The organism is Stutzerimonas kunmingensis (genome assembly GCF_002929225.1).
GTDB lineage: Bacteria > Pseudomonadota > Gammaproteobacteria > Pseudomonadales > Pseudomonadaceae > Stutzerimonas.
In genome coordinates, this window is sequence record NZ_PISM01000022.1 from 840,772 (window position 1) to 860,782 (window position 20,011).

At 59.9% G+C, this 20,011-nt stretch carries 13 protein-coding genes; 10 read left to right on the forward strand and 3 right to left on the reverse strand.

The genetic code is table 11. The features are described from left to right. Positions 1-2 precede the first annotated feature (2 nt). Positions 3-626, reverse strand: a complete 624-nt coding sequence (locus CW305_RS23070; RefSeq protein WP_104099104.1) for a glutathione S-transferase family protein — start codon at positions 624-626, stop codon at positions 3-5. 175 nt (positions 627-801) lie between these two features. Here CW305_RS23070 and CW305_RS23075 point away from each other — a divergent pair, with 175 nt between their 5' ends. The 3 genes from CW305_RS23075 (at position 802) to malK (ending at position 4,321) form a co-directional block, all read left to right on the forward strand. Beyond that, positions 802-1,350, forward strand: coding sequence for a sugar O-acetyltransferase (locus CW305_RS23075; protein WP_102832645.1), 549 nt, complete (start codon positions 802-804; stop codon positions 1,348-1,350). Positions 1,351-1,500: 150 nt separating this feature from the next. Continuing rightward, entirely contained in the window at positions 1,501-3,129 is a 1,629-nt protein-coding gene (locus CW305_RS23080; protein WP_104099105.1) for an alpha-glucosidase, read from the forward strand. Positions 3,130-3,205: 76 nt separating this feature from the next. Further along, the gene (gene malK, locus CW305_RS23085; RefSeq protein WP_014819197.1) at positions 3,206-4,321 is read left to right on the forward strand and encodes a maltose/maltodextrin ABC transporter ATP-binding protein MalK; all 1,116 of its coding nucleotides are present in this window, start codon (positions 3,206-3,208) and stop codon (positions 4,319-4,321) included. Positions 4,322-4,512: 191 nt separating this feature from the next. Here malK and CW305_RS23090 read toward each other — a convergent pair whose 3' ends face one another. Next, entirely contained in the window at positions 4,513-5,127 is a 615-nt protein-coding gene (locus CW305_RS23090) for a LysE family translocator (protein ID WP_014819198.1), read from the reverse strand. Between the two features lie 222 nt (positions 5,128-5,349). Here CW305_RS23090 and CW305_RS23095 point away from each other — a divergent pair, with 222 nt between their 5' ends. Then, positions 5,350-5,805: an NUDIX hydrolase gene (locus tag CW305_RS23095; protein ID WP_104099106.1), complete on the forward strand. Its 456-nt coding sequence runs from the start codon at positions 5,350-5,352 to the stop codon at positions 5,803-5,805. Between the two features lie 390 nt (positions 5,806-6,195). On the opposite strand, the gene CW305_RS23100 is transcribed toward CW305_RS23095, so the two are convergent. Beyond that, positions 6,196-6,480, reverse strand: a complete 285-nt coding sequence (locus CW305_RS23100; protein ID WP_104099107.1) for a hypothetical protein — start codon at positions 6,478-6,480, stop codon at positions 6,196-6,198. A gap of 666 nt (positions 6,481-7,146) precedes the next feature. Between CW305_RS23100 and CW305_RS23105 the strand changes: the two genes are divergently transcribed. The 6 genes from CW305_RS23105 to CW305_RS23130 all read left to right on the forward strand — a co-directional run bounded on the left by CW305_RS23105 (position 7,147) and on the right by CW305_RS23130 (position 18,747). Next, the gene (locus tag CW305_RS23105; RefSeq protein WP_104099108.1) at positions 7,147-9,063 is read left to right on the forward strand and encodes a class I SAM-dependent DNA methyltransferase; all 1,917 of its coding nucleotides are present in this window, start codon (positions 7,147-7,149) and stop codon (positions 9,061-9,063) included. Continuing rightward, positions 9,053-10,300, forward strand: coding sequence for a restriction endonuclease subunit S (locus CW305_RS23110; RefSeq protein ID WP_104099109.1), 1,248 nt, complete (start codon positions 9,053-9,055; stop codon positions 10,298-10,300). The genes CW305_RS23105 and CW305_RS23110 overlap by 11 nt, the downstream gene beginning before the upstream one ends. After that, positions 10,297-13,263, forward strand: a complete 2,967-nt coding sequence (locus CW305_RS23950; RefSeq protein ID WP_104099110.1) for an AAA family ATPase — start codon at positions 10,297-10,299, stop codon at positions 13,261-13,263. The genes CW305_RS23110 and CW305_RS23950 overlap by 4 nt, the downstream gene beginning before the upstream one ends. Beyond that, the gene (locus CW305_RS23120) at positions 13,260-14,576 is read left to right on the forward strand and encodes an McrC family protein (RefSeq protein WP_014819204.1); all 1,317 of its coding nucleotides are present in this window, start codon (positions 13,260-13,262) and stop codon (positions 14,574-14,576) included. The genes CW305_RS23950 and CW305_RS23120 overlap by 4 nt, the downstream gene beginning before the upstream one ends. Further along, entirely contained in the window at positions 14,573-15,574 is a 1,002-nt protein-coding gene (locus CW305_RS23125) for a Fic family protein (protein WP_104099111.1), read from the forward strand. Before CW305_RS23120 ends, CW305_RS23125 begins: the two co-directional genes overlap by 4 nt. A 71-nt stretch (positions 15,575-15,645) precedes the next feature. After that, positions 15,646-18,747, forward strand: a complete 3,102-nt coding sequence (locus CW305_RS23130; protein ID WP_104099112.1) for a type I restriction endonuclease subunit R — start codon at positions 15,646-15,648, stop codon at positions 18,745-18,747. Positions 18,748-20,011 lie beyond the last annotated feature (1,264 nt).

Below are 20,011 nucleotides of genomic sequence, written 5' to 3' on the forward strand. Positions count from 1 at the left end.
GCTCAGCCCGTCCACTGTGTCTGAGCGAAGGCGGGCAGGGTGTTGGCGCGCTGCGACGCTGCTGCCAGGTGGGGGAATGCGCCGTCCGGCGCCAGCGTGCCGGGCAGGGTGAGGCGGGCGAAGTCGTAGGCGACCACCGCGCTGATATCCACCTGGCTCATACGCTCGCCCAGCAAGGGCCGCTCGCCGCGCTCGGCCTGGCGTGCGTCCAACAATGCCAGTGCGCCGCGCGCCTGATCCTCGCAATGTCGGTACCAGTCGTCCCAGACCAGCCCTTCCGGCCGCCGATCGCGTTCGTAGTACGCCGCCACGGTTTTCTCGCAGGCACCGACGGCGAAGGCCAGCAGGTTCATCGCCTCGCTGCGCAGGGGGCCGGACAGCGGCAGCAGTGCGCGCTCGCCGCCCGCCTGCTGATCGAAATAATCGAGGATGGCGTTGCTGTCGATCAGCACCTGGCCATCGTCCAGCACCAACGCGGGCAAGCGACCCAGCGGCGAGTACTCGCGAATCTTCAGACTATCCGTCAGGACGCTGAGCGGTTCGTTGGTGAATGGTATGTCCAACATATGCAGGCTGATGCCGACACGGCGGACGAAAGGCGACATGTAGCGACCGATCAATTTCACAGGCAGTGCTCCAGAGGCGATTGGGCAGTGCATCAACCCTAGTCGAGCCCGCCGGTGGATGCGAAGGCGCCGGGCCGAACCGTCCATCGCCGCGCCCGCTCGCAGCCGGGCGGGGGAGGAGGAGCGCAGCGCCAGGCTGTGGCACCCTCGGGCTTTCAGAGATGGAGGCGTTGCCATGGCGATGAGCGAGAAACAGAAGATGCTGGCCGGCGAGCTGTACTACCCCGGTGACCCGGAGATTCTCGCCGATCAGGCCGCGGCCAAGGCCTGGATGGTGCGCTACAACGCAGCGCTGGCGGCCTCGCCGGACGAGCGTCGGGCGCTGCTAGCCGAGCGGCTGGCTGCGGTCGGTGCCGGCGCGGTGATCCGCCCGCCGTTCCACTGCGACTACGGCTACAACATCCATCTGGGCGAAGGCGCCTTCCTCAACTTCAACTGCGTGATTCTCGATGTGGTCGAGGTGCATATCGGTGCCGGTGCGCAGATTGGTCCTGCGGTGCAGCTCTACACCGCCGATCACCCGCGTGACCCTGAAGCACGCCGTTCGGGCGTGGAGTTCGGCCGGCCGATCCATATCGGCCGCAACGTCTGGGTCGGTGGTGGGGCGATCATCCTGCCGGGCGTGACGGTGGGCGACGATGCGGTGATCGGCGCCGGCAGCGTGGTCACCCGTGACGTGCCGACCGGCGCCACGGTGGTCGGCAACCCGGCGCGAATGCGCTGACCGGCTCGCTGTTGCCGTCTACGCCCTCGGCCAGCGGGCGGTCTACGCCCGGCCCTTACGCCTGCAACAGCCCGCCGCCGGAGGATGTTGCGACCGGATGCCGCACCTAGAGTGGCCACATCTTCACTGGTCACTCATAGGTAACGTGGCATGTCCGAGCAACTTCAGAATTGGTGGCGCGGCGGGGTGATCTATCAGGTCTACCCACGTAGTTTCTTCGACAGCAACGGCGACGGCGTGGGCGACCTGCCCGGCGTGCTGCACAAGCTGGACTACATTGCCAGCCTCAACGTCGACGCCATCTGGCTGTCGCCCTTCTTCACTTCGCCGATGAAAGATTTTGGCTACGACGTCGCCGACTACCGCGGCGTCGATCCGCTGTTCGGCACCCTCGACGACTTCGTCCGGCTAGTCGAAGCCTGTCATGAGCGCGGCATGCGTGTGCTGATCGATCAGGTGCTCAACCATTCTTCCGACCAGCATCAGTGGTTCGTCGAAAGCCGTTCCAGCCGCGACAACGACAAGGCCGACTGGTACGTCTGGGCCGATCCGAAGCCGGACGGCACCGTGCCGAACAACTGGCTGTCGGTGTTCGGCGGCCCTGCGTGGAGCTGGGACAGCCGGCGCCGGCAGTACTACCTGCACAACTTCCTTTCCAGCCAGCCGGACCTGAACTTCCACTGCCAGGCCGTGCAGGATCAGCTGCTCGATGATATGGAGTTCTGGCTCAAGCTCGGCGTGGACGGTTTCCGCCTGGATGCCGCGAACTTCTACTTCCACGATGCCGAACTGCGCGACAACCCGCCGAATACCGAGATTCGCGAAGGCAGCATCGGTGTGCGTATCGACAACCCTTACGCCTACCAGCGCCACATCTACGACAAGACACGGCCGGAAAACATGGATTTCCTCCGTCGTCTGCGTGCCCTGCTGCAGCGCTATCCCGGCGCCTCCTCGGTGGCCGAGATCGGCTGCGACGAGTCGCTGCGCACCATGGCCGCCTACACCAGCGGCGGCGATACGCTGCACATGGCGTATTCCTTCGACCTGCTCACCGAGCAGTGCAGCCCGGCCTATATCCGCCACACCGTGGAAGGCATCGAGCGCGAACTGGCGGACGGTTGGTCGTGCTGGTCCATGGGCAACCACGACGTGGTCCGGGTGATGACGCGCTGGGCGCTCAATGGCCGACCCGACCCGGAGCGTGGCCGGTTGCTGATGGCACTGTTGTTATCACTGCGTGGCAGCGTTTGCATGTACCAGGGCGAAGAGCTGGGCCTGCCGGAAGCGGAACTGCGCTACGAGGATCTGGTCGATCCGTACGGCATTACCTTCTGGCCGGAATTCAAAGGGCGCGACGGTTGCCGCACGCCGATGCCGTGGCAGAGCGAGGCGCATCATGCCGGCTTTACCGGGAGCCAGCCGTGGTTGCCGGTGGATGACTCGCACCGCTCGCTGTCGGTGGCGGCGCAGGAAGCCGATCCGCATTCGATGCTCAACTGTTATCGGCGCTTTCTCGGCTGGCGACGTGAGCAGCGCCTGCTGATCGAGGGCGATATCCACATGGTCTACCATGACGACGCCCTGCTGGTGTTCGAGCGACGCCTCGGCGAGCAAGTCTGGCTGTGCCTGTTCAACCTGGGCGACGTGCCGCGCAGCTATGAGCTGCCCGGGCAGGCGGTGCCGCTGGTGGACGTGCCGGCCAGCTTCGCCGAATACGATGGGCAATGGGCACGGCTGCCGGCCCATGGTTTCGGCTACGTGCGGCTCGAGGGTTAAGCGAGTTGGCAGCGGTGGGCCAGCCCGCCGCTGCAAATAGAGAGTGCATGGCGGCATCCAACGGAGAACAACAACGATGGCCAGTGTCACGCTGCGCGACATCTGCAAGAGCTACGACGGTACGCCGATCACCCGGCATATCGACCTGGAAATCGAGGACGGTGAGTTCGTCGTCTTCGTCGGTCCATCCGGTTGCGGCAAATCCACCCTGCTGCGATTGATCGCCGGACTGGAGGACATCACCTCGGGCGATCTGCTGATCGGCGACCAGCGGGTCAATGACCTGCCACCCAAGGATCGCTCGGTGGGCATGGTCTTTCAGTCCTACGCCCTCTATCCGCACATGACCGTGGCCGAGAACATGGCCTTCGGCCTCAAGCTCGCCAGCGTCGACAAGCGCGAGATCGCGCGCCGCGTGGAGGCGGTCGCGGAAATCCTGCAACTCGACAAGCTGCTCGAACGCAAACCCAAGGACCTTTCCGGCGGTCAGCGCCAGCGCGTCGCCATCGGCCGCACCATGGTCCGCGAGCCGAAGGTGTTCCTGTTCGACGAACCGCTGTCGAACCTCGACGCCTTCCTCCGCGTGCAGATGCGCATCGAGATCGCCCGCCTGCACCAGCGCATCCGCTCCACCATGATCTACGTGACCCACGACCAGGTCGAAGCCATGACCCTGGCCGACAAGATCGTCGTGCTCAACGCCGGCGAAATCGCCCAGGTCGGCCAACCGCTGCACCTGTACCACTACCCGAAGAACCGTTTCGTCGCCGGCTTCCTCGGCTCGCCGCAGATGAACTTCGTCGAGGTGCGCGCCATCTCCGCTAGTCCTGAAGCCGTCACCATCGAACTGCCCAGCGGCTACCCGCTGACCCTGCCGGTGGACGGCAGCGCTGTCAGCCCAGGCGACCCGCTCACCCTCGGCATTCGCCCGGAACACTTCGTCATGCCGGCAGAGGCCGACTTCACCTTCCACGGCCAGATCACCGTGGCCGAGCGTCTGGGCCAGTACAACCTGCTGTACCTCACCCTGGAGCGCCTGCAGGACGTCATCACCCTCTGCGTCGACGGCAATCTGCGTGTCACCGAGGGCGAGACCTTCGCTGCTGGCCTCAAGGCCGACAAGTGCCACCTGTTCCGCGAAAATGGCGAGGCCTGCACCCGGCACTATCGGGAGCCGGCGATTTATGGGTGAGTGAGACCGCCCCGCTGGACTGGCGGCAGGGTTCTGCTAGGCCAGCTTTAATTGCGCTTGATCGAGTGCGGTAAAACGGCTCCTTCAGGCTGCTCAGTGCCGACGTCATACAGAGAGGCACGGTCCGCCTGATCGGTGACGCTAGAACCGTTACCGTGGCGTTTGCTCGGTCGCGTCAAAGGCCAGGGGGTTCATCTGTCGGCCAAGGCCAGGTTTACACCGAGACCGGCAAATGATGCCGCGAAGCCCCGGCGTAGCCAGGCCTGAACGCGCTGCGATTCGATGACCGCCTTGCGAAATGCGTGCGCCAGCAGGCCGTAGACAGTAAAGATGGCGAATGTCATCAGCATGAAAGTCGCGCTGAGAACGAGCAGCTGCCCAAGCTCATCGCCGGCGCCCGGCCGGATGAATTGCGGCAGGAAGGCCAGGAAAAAAATGGTCAGTTTCGGGTTCAGCAGATTGACCAGCAGCGCCTTCGCAACCAATGATCGAACCCTCAGTGGTTCACTATCGCCACCCACCGCCAGCGCAGAGCGGTCACGCCAGGTCGCGTAGGCGAGATAGAGCAGGTAGGCAGCACCGGCATAGCACAGAGTCTCGAAGACCAGCGCACTGGAATGCAGGATCGCCGCGACACCGAGAATGGTCGCCAGCAGATGCGGCAGAATCCCGAGCGTACAGGCGGTCGCGGCCAGAATACCGGCGCGACGGCCGTGCATCAGCGCCTTCGAAACCGTATAGATCACCCCCGCGCCGGGTATCAATACGACAACCAGACAGGTAATCAGGTATTCCAGGCTGGGCATGTAGGCTCCTTGATACGGTGCTGATCGACTGAACCAGCATAGAGCATTGACGGGCGCAGCCCCCAACCGGCGCTTATCGCATCGCATGGTTCGTCGAAGGCCGCTGCCGCGAAGCTTCGAGACCTGAGTGCTGGACCCAGTCTGCCACGCGAGAATCCAACCGCGGTAATCTGGCGCTTCGCGTCGGTTATGGCGCATTCGCTCGGAGACAGTGAGGTACGAATGCAGGTCAGAAGATCCTCTCGATTGTTCATCGTGGATGCTGATGGACGCCTTTTACTTTTCTTGTACAAAGACGAGCATGAAGCGCCCTTCTGGGCGACCTCTGGGGGCGAGCTACAACCTGGAGAAAGCTACGCCGATGCAGCAGCAAGGGAGCTGTATGAGGAGACCGGTTTAACGCTTCGAGTCGGGAAGCTGCTGAAGGAAAGAGATGAGGTATATGCCGTAGCACGCTCGACACCGGCGCGCTGGCTGGAGAAGTACTTCCTCGTGGAATGCCCAGCGGACACGAGCGTGTTCGCGGCAGAATGGACCGAAGAAGAAAAGAGCACCATTCAGAAATGGAAGTGGTGGAGCTTGAACGAAATGCAAGACCAGGTCGCATCCCTATTCAAGCCTGAGTGGCTGCCTGAACTTCTGGGCGTTCTCTTAGGTGATCGTCAGTGCAGCAGTTGATTCTGATCGGGCGTGCACTTCTAGGACGAGGCTAGCGGTGGGGTGACCCTGCGGAGTGGCCGGGTCGCTACCAAAGCCTTGCTCGAGAGCGTGAACGTGCAACGGGAAGCGTGCCGAGGCCTTCAGTATTTTTCGATACAAGAAAAAGCCCCGAGAATCTTGAGATTCTCGGGGCTTTGTGCCGGGGTCACCTGAACTCGACTCGTAACCTACTGATACGTATATCTTTTACGGGTTTATAAAATCCAAGGGATACATGTTAGGATACATTTTCCTGGCCGCTGGGCTGTTTTCGGCTTTTTCCAGAAGGCCATTGAGGGCCGGTCCTTATGTCTTTGGTCGCCTCGCTGAATGGGCGAACTTCCCAAGCCGAGTCAAGCCGCCATGCATTCATGATTCGGGCGGCAACTTTTCACCCGGCTTTCGTACATCGGGTGCCTGTTTCGGCGGGTCCATCATGAAGCCGGGGCGACAGGTTCCGTCAGTCAGCATGATGCAGTAAAAATTCTCAGCATACGCACGATCCTCCGCATCAACTGTGTGGTCACTACTAAGCTGCCCTTGATCTATCGCGGCGGCGCGGTGCTGTCTAGTGCGCTGCCGGAAATACAGCAGCAGGCCGAGTAAGACGAAGCAGAGAGTCAGGATGATGCTTGCGAGCGTGAGAGTGTCCATGATGTTTTCCGACGATTCCATGCGATAGGTAAGGAGCGCAACTGTGTGCCCCAAGCCATAGTAGCCCTGCTGGCCTTTAATACCTCTTCCAACAGGTCGGGTTTGACTGCCACCGAGGCATCTGAACCGGCGTCGAATGTTTGCGCAGCAGGAGCGTCTCCTTTTTCACTCCAGGAGTGCAATTCCGTGTTAACCGGCGTGTTAACCGGCCCTTGTTAACTAGCATTCATACACTCAGGCTGTAGCCGCCGCTGGGAGGAAGAACAGGCGTTTCGGAAGGGCCTGGTCGACATTTCAAGCTAAGCCCTGAAAGTTTACCTGTTCATATACACAGCGTAGAAACGCGCTTTGCGCAGCCCATACAGTCGCTAGCCTAGATCGGGCCTGAAGCGCTGGCCGTGGGTTTTCTGGTCCCTGCGCAGCTTGCGTAGCAGGTAAGCTCGGCAAAGATGGATTGCACCTTTACCCATGCAAAGCCAATGGATAAGGTGGCGGCATCAAAGCACGGCAGGCCTGTAGATCCAGGGATGGCCCTCCGCTCGTACTCGTTCAGCCAGTACAGACTTACACGCCATCCCTTCGCTTACTGCGCATTGTCCGCTCAAAGCCGCGTCACAGTTTATTTACCGGCGCTTCCACTGGATGGAAGCGCACGAGGAGTTACGCATGACAGATTTGGCCACGTTGTCTCAGGCATTGCTTGCGGCCGTTCCCGCCGATGGCAGCAGTATCGGTAACCAAACGCTGCTTTCGCGTCTGCAGGGCCAGTTCGCCGGATTGAGTGAGGAGCAGTTCCGCGCCGCTCGTGATGAGCTGATCGAAAAGGGTGTGTTACTCAAAGGTCGCGGGCGCGGCGGTTCCGTATCCCGCGCTTCGGTCACTGGCATCAGCCTGGCGGACCAGGCTCTAAACAACGCGCGTGAACGCCGCGAGCCGGGCGTCGCGGAGGTGTCGGCCAGCTATCTGGTGCAAGCGGCAACCAAGGCCAAATCCGCCAAGCTGCAGCCGGCCACCAGCCTGGCGATGATGGAAAAGACCCTCTGGGCCACCGCTGACAAGCTGCGCGCCAACATGGACGCCGCGGAGTACAAGCACATCGTGCTCGGGCTGATCTTCCTCAAATACATCTCCGACAGCTTCGCCGGTCGCCGCGCCGAGCTGGAAACCAAGTTCGCCGACGAGAACGATGACTACTACCTGGGCGACGACGATCCCGAGCTGCTCGCCGCCGAGCTGGAAGATCGCGACTACTACCGCGAGGTCAATGTGTTCTGGGTGCCAGAGGTGGCGCGTTGGGAGTCGATCCGTGGCGCTGCCAAACAGGTGGATATCGGCAAGAAAATTGATGATGCCCTGGCCGCCATCGAGGCGGAAAACCCCAAGCTGAAGAACATCCTCGACAAGCGCTATGCCCGCGCCCAGTTGCCGGACGGCAAGCTCGGCGAGCTGGTGGACCTGATCTCCACCATCGGCTTCGGTGACGACGCGAACAAAGCCCGCGATTTGCTCGGCCAGGTCTACGAATACTTCCTCGGCCAGTTCGCCAGCGCCGAAGGCAAGAAGGGCGGGCAGTTCTACACGCCGGCGAGCATCGTCAAAACCCTGGTGGCGGTGCTCAACCCGCACCACGGCAAGGTATATGACCCATGCTGCGGCAGTGGCGGCATGTTCGTGCAGTCCGAGAAGTTCATCGAAGCCCACGGCGGCAAGCTGGGCGATGTGTCCATCTATGGGCAGGAGTCCAACCCCACCACCTGGCGCCTGGCGGCGATGAACCTGGCCATTCGCGGCATCGACTTCAACCTCGGCAAGGAGCCGGCGGATACCTTTATCCGCAACCAGCACAGTGATCTGCGCGCCGATTTCGTCCTGGCCAACCCACCGTTCAATATCAGCGACTGGTGGCACGGCAGCCTTGAAGGCGACCCGCGCTGGGTCTATGGCACCCCGCCGCAAGGCAACGCCAACTACGCCTGGCTGCAACATATGCTTTACCACCTGAAACCCAACGGCCGCGCCGGCATCGTGCTGGCCAACGGCTCGATGAGTTCCAGCCAGAACAGTGAAGGTGAGATTCGCAAAGCCATGGTCGAGGCCGACGTGGTGGAAGTGATGGTCGCACTGCCCGGCCAGCTGTTCTTCAACACGCAGATCCCCGCCTGCCTGTGGTTCCTCGCCAAACAGAAAACCGCCCGCCCCGGCGAAGTGCTGTTTATCGACGCACGCAAACTTGGCACCAATGTCAGCCGTGTGCAGATCGAGCTGACCGACGCCGATATTGAACGCATCGCGCAAACCGTCGCCAACTGGCGCGGTGAGCCACTGGATGTAGGTGGCGAGATTGCCGAATACCAGGACATCGCCGGCTTCTGCCGCAGCGTCAAACTGGCGGAAATCGCTGAGCACGGTCATGTGCTCACACCGGGCCGTTATGTCGGTGCTGAGGAAGTGGAGGATGACGACGAAGCCTTTACCGAGAAGATGCAGCGCCTGACCCAGCAACTGGGCGAGCAGATGCAGAAGGGCGCGGAACTCGATCAGTTGATCCGGCAGAAGCTGGGAGGGCTGGGGTATGAGTTCTGAGATTGATCCGGCTTTCGTGACAGTGTCATGTGACAAGTATTGTTTGCGTGTAGCGGATGGCACCCATGACAGCCCGAAACAGACAAGTGTTGGGAAGCTTCTTGTAACGTCAAAGAACGTTAAAGGTGGTGGCCTCTTCCTTGATTCTGCCTATTTTATTTCTGAAGAGGATTACCTTGATATCAATCGTCGTAGCAAAGTGGATCAATGGGATCTACTCCTTACGATGATCGGAACCGTTGGTGAAATCTGCATTGTCGACCAAGAAGATCCCATCTTCGCCATCAAGAACGTGGGACTTTTGAAGTGTGGTACAGAGATTCGAGCCAAGTGGCTCTACTACTTCTTGAGATCCCCTCAGGGCCAGCAATTGATCGAGCAGCGTAAGAAGGGGTCAACGCAGCAATACATCTCTTTAACGGAAGTTCGGAACTTACCTGTCTCGTATCCGGCAAGCAAGACTGACATGCGCGACGCCGTATCTGTACTTGGCGCTCTCGACGACCGCATCACCCTGCTACGCGAAACCAACACCACCCTGGAAGCCATCGCCCAGGCGCTGTTCAAATCCTGGTTCGTCGATTTCGACCCCGTGCGCGCCAAGGCCGAAGGCCGCCAGCCGGAAGGCGTGGACGCCACCACCGCCGCCCTGTTCCCCGATAGCTTCGAAGAGTCCGAGCTGGGGTTGGTGCCGAAGGGGTGGAGGGTGGGGAAGGTCGAAGACCTTATGGAACTCGCCTACGGAAAAGCCTTGAAGGCAACGGATCGGAATGATGGTCCGGTTCCTGTATATGGCTCGGGCGGAATAACCGGCTATCACGATCAAGCGCTGGTAGCAGGCCCTTCAATAATTGTCGGCCGTAAGGGGACTGTGGGTAGTCTGTACTGGGAAGATCAACCATTCTTCCCTATCGATACGGTTTTTTATGTCAAGACGGATCAGCCTCTGACGTATTGCTACTACCTGCTGAAAACGCTCGGGCTCGAAGATATGAACACCGACGGGGCCGTGCCCGGTTTGAATCGAGGGAATGCTTACAGATTACCTGTAGTAATCCCAGATACGTCTGTGCTCAATGCTTTCAACGAGATCACTGCTGCGTTGCGAGTCACGATGTTCGCAAACGAGCAGCAAGCCCAAACCCTAACCCAACTCCGCGACACCCTCTTGCCCCGCCTGATCTCCGGTCAGCTGCGCCTGCCAGAAGCTGAAGCTCTCGTAGCGGAGGCTGTATGACACCGGCTACCAACGATAACTTCCAACGGCTAATCGCCCATTTAAAAGCCCAGGGCGAGGCAGCTTGTGCACGCAGCGAAAACACAGCCGAATACCAGCACTTTATCGAAGCCTTTCCGTTAGCGCGGTTGCCGCACCTGACGCTGGATCAGTACTGCGTGGGTAAGGGCGGGGGCGCGTCGTTCTGTTGGTGGATTGAACAGGGCGTGATACCTGCGCTAGGGCGTTATATGCCAGGAACATCCAGGGGTCACATTCTCTATTTTCTGGGTGACGGCACGCTTTATAAGAACCGCCGCTTGCAAGATTTGAGCGATGAAGAAGCGCTGCGCTACACACTCAAAATCCACAGTGCTATCGCGGGCGCAAGCCCCGACGATTTGCTTTGGGTGGATGACGACAAAGCGATCTACGTCCGTGCCGGTGTGGAGCCGCGAGTCACTGTTGGTGATGGGCGCAAGCTGCGTTTATTAGCCTGCTATCTCCCTGCGCAGACTTTGCCCATCTCGTCGTCGGAACATCTGGGTCATTACCTTAAAACCCTTGGTTGCCCCGACGAGCATATCCCGCCTTTGAAGAAGCCCGTGGCTCGTATGCTCAAGCTACGTGAATACTACGAGCTGGCCAGAGAATCGGTCCCAGGCCTTAGCCCGTTCGGATTTATGCGCGGCCTATACAGCGGTGAATTGGGGCTTGCACCGGTTAAGGAGCTTTCTGCCGACGATGGAGAGCCGGCCAGCCTATTCGTCCCACTTCAATTGAGCCACGGCGATCGGGTGGACTGGAGTCGGATTACTCACGTACGTCTGACGGGACGCAAGGCGGATACGCCAAAGGCCCAAGAATCTCTGGGTTTCATTGCGTCTCACGCCGATAGCGCCGGTGTAGCGGCTATCGCTGACCTAGAAGCGGGTTTTCCTGGCAGAACAAGGCGGCAAAAAGGTCAGCAAGGCGCCATGCGCTTTGACCTGCGCCATTTCGCAAATAGCCGGGACAGCGGAGATAACCCACAGGACAAGGGCTTGTTGGAGCTTGGCTATATGACAAATACCAGCGATGGTGAGGAGCGTTCAATGACCCATGCGCGGGTGCCGTTAAACCAAATTCTCTTTGGCCCGCCAGGCACCGGTAAAACGCACGCCACGGTCGAGCATGCGTTAGCCATTCTCGATCCGCAGTTGCTGAGCGCTTGTAAAGACGACGTTGAAAACAGTCGTAAAAGGCTGAAGAGCCGCTTCGACGAGCTAGTGCAGCAAGAGCGCATCCGTTTCGTCACCTTCCACCAGAGCTTCAGCTACGAGGATTTCGTCGAGGGGCTGCGTGCCGAGAGCGACGCTGATAGCGGGCAGTTGCGTTACGAAGTGGTCGATGGTGTTTTCAAAAGCCTTTGCGAAGCAGCCGCCGCCAAAGTCACTCAGCAGGCGGAAGCGCCGTTAGAACTCGGTAAGCGCAGAATTTGGAAAATGTCCCTGGGTAATACCCTTGGTAGCGACGCCGGGGTTTACGAAGAGTGCGTTCAGGGTGGCTATGTGCTGCTGGGCTACGGTGGCGGTATCGACTTCAGCGGCTGTAGCAACCGTGGCGATGTACAGCAACGTTTCGTGGATGCTGGCGTAACCCTCGATGGCCCTAACGATTACAGCGTGACCAGCGTTACCGCGTTCGTCACCAAGATGAAGCCGGGCGATCTGGTGGTGGTAAGCGATGGCAATTTTAAGCTCCGCGCGATTGGCGAAGTCGCTGGCGGCTATGCCTTCAAAATCCATCCCGAGTACGACCCGCATTATTCACAAATGCGGCCGGTGAAATGGCTGCGCCAATACAGCCCGTCCTTGCCCCATAGTGAGTTGCTGAATGGTCAGTTCAGCCAAATGACGCTCTATGAATTGCGCAGCCCGACACTGAACCGCGAAAAATTACAGGGGCTGTTGGGTTCGCAAAAGATTGAAGCTGGGGCGTTGTTTCACGTCGGCCAGCGTTTTGGCCAGGGCTATGTGGTGCGTGCTATCAGCCCCGAAGTCGTTGAGTTAGATAAACCTAAGGGCGGTGTACTGCCGTTGCCGCTGAGTTTGGTTCGTCAACTATTGACCTATGTGCAGAGCGGTCAGCTGGATGTTGACGATATCCGGCAGGGCCGTATCTTCCAGAAGGTGGCAGAGGCTGGGCTAGAAAAGTACATCGTCAATGGTTACCAAAGCCTATTTGCGGCGATGGTCGAACAACTGCTGCAGCCACAGCCTAAGCCCACAACAGCAGATGCACGTGTGTTGATCATCGACGAAATCAACCGCGGCAATATCTCGCGCATTTTTGGCGAACTCATCACCCTAATCGAGAAGTCCAAGCGTGCTGGCGCTGAAGAGGCGTTGTCGGTGGTGCTGCCGTATTCCAAGGAGCGGTTCAGTGTGCCAGATAATGTTTATCTCATTGGCACCATGAACACCGCCGACCGTTCGCTGGCAGGGCTGGATATAGCCCTGCGCAGGCGCTTCGTATTCCGTGAGATGCCGCCAAAGCCAGAGTTGCTGGACAGCGTGGAGGTGCAGGGGCTTAACATCGGCCAGCTGTTGCGGGTGATGAATCAGCGCATTGAGGTGCTATTTGATCGAGAACATTGTCTGGGTCACGCCTACTTCATGCCGCTGGAGAAGGACGCCTCGCTGGCACGCCTGGAGAGAATCCTGCGCAATGAGATTCTGCCGCTGTTGCAGGAATATTTCTTTGACGACTGGCAGCGCATTCAGTGGGTTCTCAATGATCACCGTAAGCCCGCGATTGATTGCTTCGTGCAACAGGATAACCAGGATCTGGCAGGGCTGTTCGGCAATATCAGCGTGCCAGCGCAAGGCGGGGTATGGCGGATCAATGATGCGGCGTTCAAACGGATTTCTGCGTACAGGGGAATTATCGGCGTGCAGTCCCCAGCCGAGATTCCTGCTGAGATCGAGGAGACGGGTGCGTGAGCGCGTTCGTTACCGTTCGTGAATATGCTCGCCTGACAACGGCCGCTGTCGCGCCCGGCAACCTTGACTGCGCGCAAATTACCGAAAGTGCCTTCGAGTGGCTGTGTGAGCTGAGTGCCGGATTCAACCGTAACGGCGCGCCGTTACTGCAGGTTGAAGGGCGGTGCTCGCTGAAGTGGGATTCCTACGTGGGCGTTCTGGAAGCACCCTGCGGTACGCGGCTGGAGATTCTGCCCAAGCATCACGAGCAGGATGATTGCATGCTGAAAAGCCGGCGTTTGCTGCGCAAGCTGATTCAGCACGCCTTGCATCTCAAGCCGCGCGAGGCATCGGTGACGAGCCTCGAATTGTTTGATGCGCCGCTCAGTGAGTGGGTGATGGGGCAGTTTCTGGCGGAGCTGGATTTGTTGGTCAAGCGTGGTGTGCGCTTCGACTACCAACGCATCGAGGAGGAACAGCGTTTTCTCCGTGGCCAGCTCAATGTGGTGGCGCAGATGCGCCAGCCGCCGGGCCGCCAGCATCACTTTCAGATTCGCCACGATGTATTTCTGCCTGATCGGGCCGAGAATCGCTTGCTCAAGCTGGCGCTGGAGCAGGTGGCCAAAGCCACCCAGGATGCAGCCAATTGGCGACTGGCCAACGAGTTGCGGGCGATGCTCGCGGAGTTGCCAGCCAGCCGACAGGTAAGTCAGGACTTTCGGGCATGGAGCCGCGACCGGTTGATGGCGCATTACCAGGCGGTGAAGCCCTGGTGTGAGTTGATCCTCAATCAGCAGATGCCGATTGCCGTGGCCGGTGACTGGCGCGGCATGAGCCTGCTGTTTCCGATGGAAAAGCTATTCGAGTGTTATGTCGAGGCCTGGTTGCGTAAGCAGTTGCCCTCCACAGCACGCTTGACGAGCCAGGCCAGCCGCGAGCACTTGTGCGGGCATGATCATGGGAAGATGTTTCGCTTGAAGCCGGACCTGCTGATCGATACCGCTGAGCAACGCTGGATTCTGGACACTAAATGGAAACGTGTGGATTCAGGAGAACCTGAGAAAAACTACAACTTGAACCAGGGTGATTTTTACCAGTTGTTTGCCTATGGCCATAAGTATCGCGTTGGAGCAGGCATACCTACCCTGGTGCTGATCTATCCGTTCTGGTCGGGGCTGCAAAAAGCGCTGCCGGTATTCGATTACGGAGAAGGCATGAAGCTATGGGTGTTGCCGTTCGATTTGGATAATGAGCGTTTGCTGAACGCTGATTGCGCCGGTATTCCATTGCGGCAGACAGCGTCTTCCCCCACCCGGATGGAATTGACCGCATGAGCACCTACCAGCCACCGCTGACCCTCACCCCGCACATGCTCGCCCTGGTCGCCGAGATCGCCGAACAGGTCGGCCGGCTGACGGCACGCGAGGAGGCGGCAATGACCCCGCAATTGCGCCGGGGCAATCGCATCCGCAGCATCCAGGCCTCGCTGGCCATCGAGAACAACACCCTGAGCGTCGAGCAGGTCACCGCCGTGCTCGACGGCAAGCGTGTGCTCGGGCTGCCCCGTGAGATCCAGGAAGTGCGCAACGCCTTCGCCGCCTACGAAGCCATGCCCGGCTGGAATGCTGCCAGCCGGGCCGATTTGCTGGCCGCCCATGGCCGCTTGCTGCATGGCCTGATTGATGATGCCGGCCACTTTCGTCGCGGCGGGGTTGGCATTTATCGGGGTGAACAACTCATGCACATGGCGCCACCGGCCAGCCGCGTGGCGCAACTGGTCGACGATCTGCTCGGCTGGCTGGAAGCCACCGACTTACACCCGTTGCTGGCCAGTTGCGTGTTCCACTACGAATTTGAATTCATCCACCCGTTCGCCGATGGCAACGGTCGCATGGGCCGGTTGTGGCAGACGCTGATTCTCAGCCGCTGGCGACCGGTGCTGGCCTGGCTTCCGGTGGAAAGCGTAATCCGCGACCGTCAGGATGCTTATTACGCAGCCCTGTCCGCCGCCGACCAGGTCGCCGAGGCGACGCCTTTCGTGGAGTTCATGCTGGAGGCGCTGCAGCAGGCGCTCGGCGAAGCATTGGAGGCGCAGGCGCGAGAAACAGAAATAACGTCGGGGAAAAAGTCGGTAAAAACGTCGGGGAAAATCCTGCAGGCCATTGCTGCACGGCCCGACATCACCATTCCCGAACTGGCCGCACTGACCGGCGTCACCGAGCGCTCGGTTGAGCGAAGTCTGCGCAAGTTGCAGTCTGAAAACCGCCTGCGCCGCGTGGGGCCGGCCAATGGAGGGTACTGGCAGGTGATTCCGGCCGGTCAGACCGAGTGACCCGTCGATTACCGGGTTGTCATGTTTTTTCGTCATGTCGATGCGTTCGACGGATCAAGGATTGAGCAGTAATGACCGAAGACCAACTGGAACAGGAATGCCTCGGCTGGCTGGGCGAACTGGGTTACACGCACCTTTACGGGCCGGATATCGCCCATGACGGCGGCGACCCGCAGCGCGACAGTTATCGCCAGGTCGTGCTGACGGAACGCCTGCGCGCCGCCATCGCAAAGCTCAATCCCCAGGTGCCGCTGGCCGCTCGCGAGGATGCGCTCAAGCAGGTAGTGGATCTGGGTGTGCCGGCGCAGTTGTCGGCCAACCGCCTGTTCCATCGGCTGCTGGTCGGCGGCGTGCCGGTGCAGTACCAGCTCGATGGCGAAACCCGGGGTGATTTCGTGCGGCTGATCGACTGGGTAAACGTGCGCGGCAACGAGTGGCTGGCGATCAACCAGTTCAGCATTCAGGGGCCGAAGCACACCCGGCGCCCCGACATCATCCTGTTCGTCAACGGCCTGCCGCTGGTGCTGCTGGAGCTGAAGAACCCCGCCGATGTGAACGCCGACCTGTGGAAGGCCTTCGATCAATTGCAGACCTATAAGGAGCAGATTCCCGATCTGTTCCACTACAACGAAATCCTGGTGATTTCCGATGGCAGCGAGGCGCGCATGGGCTCGCTGTCGGCCGATGCCGAGCGCTTCATGAACTGGCGCACCATCGATGGTGAGCAGCTCGACCCGCTGGGTCAGTTCAACGAACTGGAAACCCTTCTGCGCGGCGTGATGGCGCCGGAGATGCTGCTGGATTACCTGCGTTACTTCGTGCTGTTCGAGGATGACGGTCGCTTGGTGAAAAAGATCGCCGGTTATCACCAGTTCCACGCGGTGCGGGCGGCGATCCGCCAGGTGGTGACCGCTTCGCGCCCGGGCGGCACGCACAAGGGCGGGGTGGTCTGGCATACCCAGGGCTCGGGTAAGAGCATCACCATGACCTGTTTTGCCGCACGGGTGATGCAGGCGGCGGCGATGGAGAACCCGACCATCGTGGTGATCACCGACCGCAACGACCTGGACGGCCAGTTGTTCGGGGTGTTTTCGCTGTCGCATGACTTGCTTCGCGAGCAACCGGTGCAGGCCGAGACGCGTGGCGATCTGCGGGAGAAACTAGGCAACCGTCCGAGTGGCGGCATCGTGTTTGCCACCATTCAGAAGTTTATGCCGGGTGAGGATGAAGACAGCTTCCCGGTGCTTTCGACCCGCTCGAACATCGTGGTGATCGCAGACGAGGCGCATCGCACCCAATATGGCTTCCATGCCTCGCTGAAGGCGCCCGACCTGAAGGTGGCCGAGGCCAGCGCCCGTTACCAGGTGGGCTATGCCCAGCACCTGCGCGACGCCCTGCCGAACGCCACCTTTGTGGCCTTTACCGGTACGCCGGTATCCAGTGAAGACCGTGACACCCGGGCGGTGTTCGGTGACTACATCCACGTCTACGACATGCAGCAGGCCAAGGACGACGGCGCCACGGTGGCGATCTACTACGAATCGCGGCTGGCCAAGCTGTCGCTGAAAGACAGTGAGCTGGCACATATCGATGATGAAGTGGACGAGCTGGCCGAAGATGAGGAAGAGGATCAGCAATCGCGCCTGAAATCGCGCTGGGCGGCGCTGGAAAAGGTCGTGGGTGCCGAGCCGCGTATCAAAAGCGTGGCGGCGGATCTGGTCGCGCACTTCGAGGAGCGCAATCAAGCGCAGAGCGGCAAGGCCATGATCGTGGCCATGAGCCGCGAGATCTGTGTGCATCTGTACAACGAGATCGTCGCGCTGCGCCCCGAATGGCACGACGAAGACCCGGAGCAGGGCGCGATCAAGGTGGTGATGACCGGCAGCGCTTCGGACAAGGCGTTGCTGCGCCCGCATATCTATCCGAGCCAGGTGAAAAAACGCCTGGAGAAACGCTTCAAGGACCCGAAAGACCCGCTGCAGCTGGTCATCGTGCGCGACATGTGGCTGACCGGCTTCGACGCGCCCTGCGTGCATACCCTGTATGTCGACAAGCCCATGAAGGGCCACAACCTGATGCAGGCCATCGCCCGGGTGAACCGCGTATTCAAGGACAAGCAGGGCGGCCTGGTGGTGGATTACATCGGCATTGCCAACGAACTGAAGGCTGCGCTCAAGGAGTACACCGCCAGCAAGGGGCGCGGCCGGCCAACCGTGGATGCCCACGAAGCCTACTCAGTACTGGAGGAAAAGCTCGATGTGTTGCGCAGCCTGCTGCATGGCTTCGACTACAGCGATTACCTGACCGGCGGCCACAAGCTGCTGGCCGGTGCGGCCAACCATGTGCTGGGCCTGGAGGATGGCAAGAAGCGCTTCGCCGACAATGCCCTGGCCATGAGCAAGGCTTTCACGCTGTGCTGCACTCTGGATGAAGCCAAGGCGGTGCGCGAGGAAGTGGCCTTTCTGCAAGCCATCAAGGTGCTGCTGACCAAGCGCGAGATCAGTGCCAAGAAGAAGACCGACGAAGAGCGCGAGCTGGCCATCCGCCAGATCATCGGCAATGCTGTGGTCTCCGGCGAGGTGGTGGATGTGTTCGAGGCGGTTGGCCTGGACAAGCCGAACATCGGCCTGCTGGACGATGAATTCCTCGCCGAGGTGCGCAACCTGCCGGAAAGGAACCTGGCGGTTGAGCTGCTGGAGCGGCTGCTGGAAGGCGAGATCAAGAGCAAGTTCGCCAGCAACCTCGCACAGGAAAAGAAATTCTCCGAGTTGCTCGATAACGTGATCAAGCGCTACCAGAACCGCTCCATCGAAACCGCCCAGGTCATCGAAGAGCTGATCGAGATGGCCAAGAAGTTCGCCGCCGCCAGCAAGCGGGGCGATGAACTAGGGCTGAATGACGACGAATTGGCCTTCTACGATGCGCTGGCCAATAACGAGGCATCCGTTCGCGAGCTGGGCGACGAGATCCTGGCCAAGATCGCCCATGAACTGACCGCCAGCCTGCGGCAGAACGTGACGGTGGACTGGAACAATCGCGAGAGCGTGCGCGCCAGGCTGCGGCTGATGGTCAGGCGCATCCTGCGCAAATACAAATACCCGCCGGATCAGCAGGAAGGGGCTGCACAGCTGATTTTGGAGCAGGCTGAGATGCTATGCGCGGGTTGGGCGTAGGGTGGATCGGTTACAACCTCGCTATAGAAGATGCCTTCAAGCCCGGATGCGGCAGACTGCTCGCGGAGCAAGGTGAGGGCAGATAATCCACTTTGACCGACACCAGTAAGTTTCTTAGGTGGCTCCGTACTGGTTGGCGCGGGTTGTTGGTTTCCAAATCGGCACCGCCTGCTGCTCATTTTTATGGATACCCGCTTGGATACTAGCCCGTGGATACCATAAGAAACTGGCGTCGACGGTCGCCTCGTGCTGGTCGATGCCTCCGCATGCAAGCCGTGACGGTAAATCTGTTCTGACGCAGTGCGCGCAGCATAGTACGCAAAAAGGCACGTTTCCATGCGTACCACGCTGCGTACCACTCTTTTGCGTACCAGGTAGCCGATGCGCAACACCGTTGAGTCGCTACGGCTCAAGTGCCGTCCCCTCTTCGGTTGATACTTCTCGAGGCCGGCCAATGGTCTGCGGGGTTTCGGGTGGCTTAATGAATGAAGACCAAATGAGTGATGTATTAACTGTCCGTTTCCGTGCGCACCACGCTGCGCACCACCCTGTTGCGCACCGTCTTGTAAGCCACGGCAATCCATCAATCTGCTGGTAGGCCTCAAAAGATAATCGCTGCAGTTGGGGGATGCTTTACCCCAGAAGGGTGCGCTGTAGTGCGAGCATATGGACGCCAGTCTGGCGGTAGTGGCTGAAAGCATGCTCGAGGGACGGGGAGTTTATTGTTGACTACCGGTACCGTGCCTCATTCTCTTTTTTGGTGTAGCGATACCCCGTCTCGCTGATGCCCTGCTGCTCGATTGGCAAGCGTCGTCGTCCCAGGTGAGCTGGCACGTCGGCTCTGACATCGGATCGATACAGAAACTGGTCGGCTTGCATTAAGGAAAGTATTTGGTCGGCATGGGCCTGTCGTTTCTTTGCCCCGTAGACTGCTGCGGAGATCGTAACGGCGCGGGCGGGAGTTAGCGGTGCCAGCTGCGTCGGCACGGATGAGCTGTATGAGGCGAAACAGCTCGACAACGATTACTTTGCGGAGGAGTGACGGTGACTTTTGTTGCTACATCTCCTTGCTACAGAAATCGTCAGTCCACTCGTCAACAGTTTGGTCTTGCGGTCGTTTGGGTAATGGGGTGGCTGAGCTAGTGGCCTGAGCGGTTAGTTCAATAATCTATTTTTCATCGCGCCAAGTTTAGCTTTGTGGACTGAGCTGATGATCGATTCAGCCGTTTTGTTCCATTTGAATGGCTTGGCGGAGAGCTCGTTG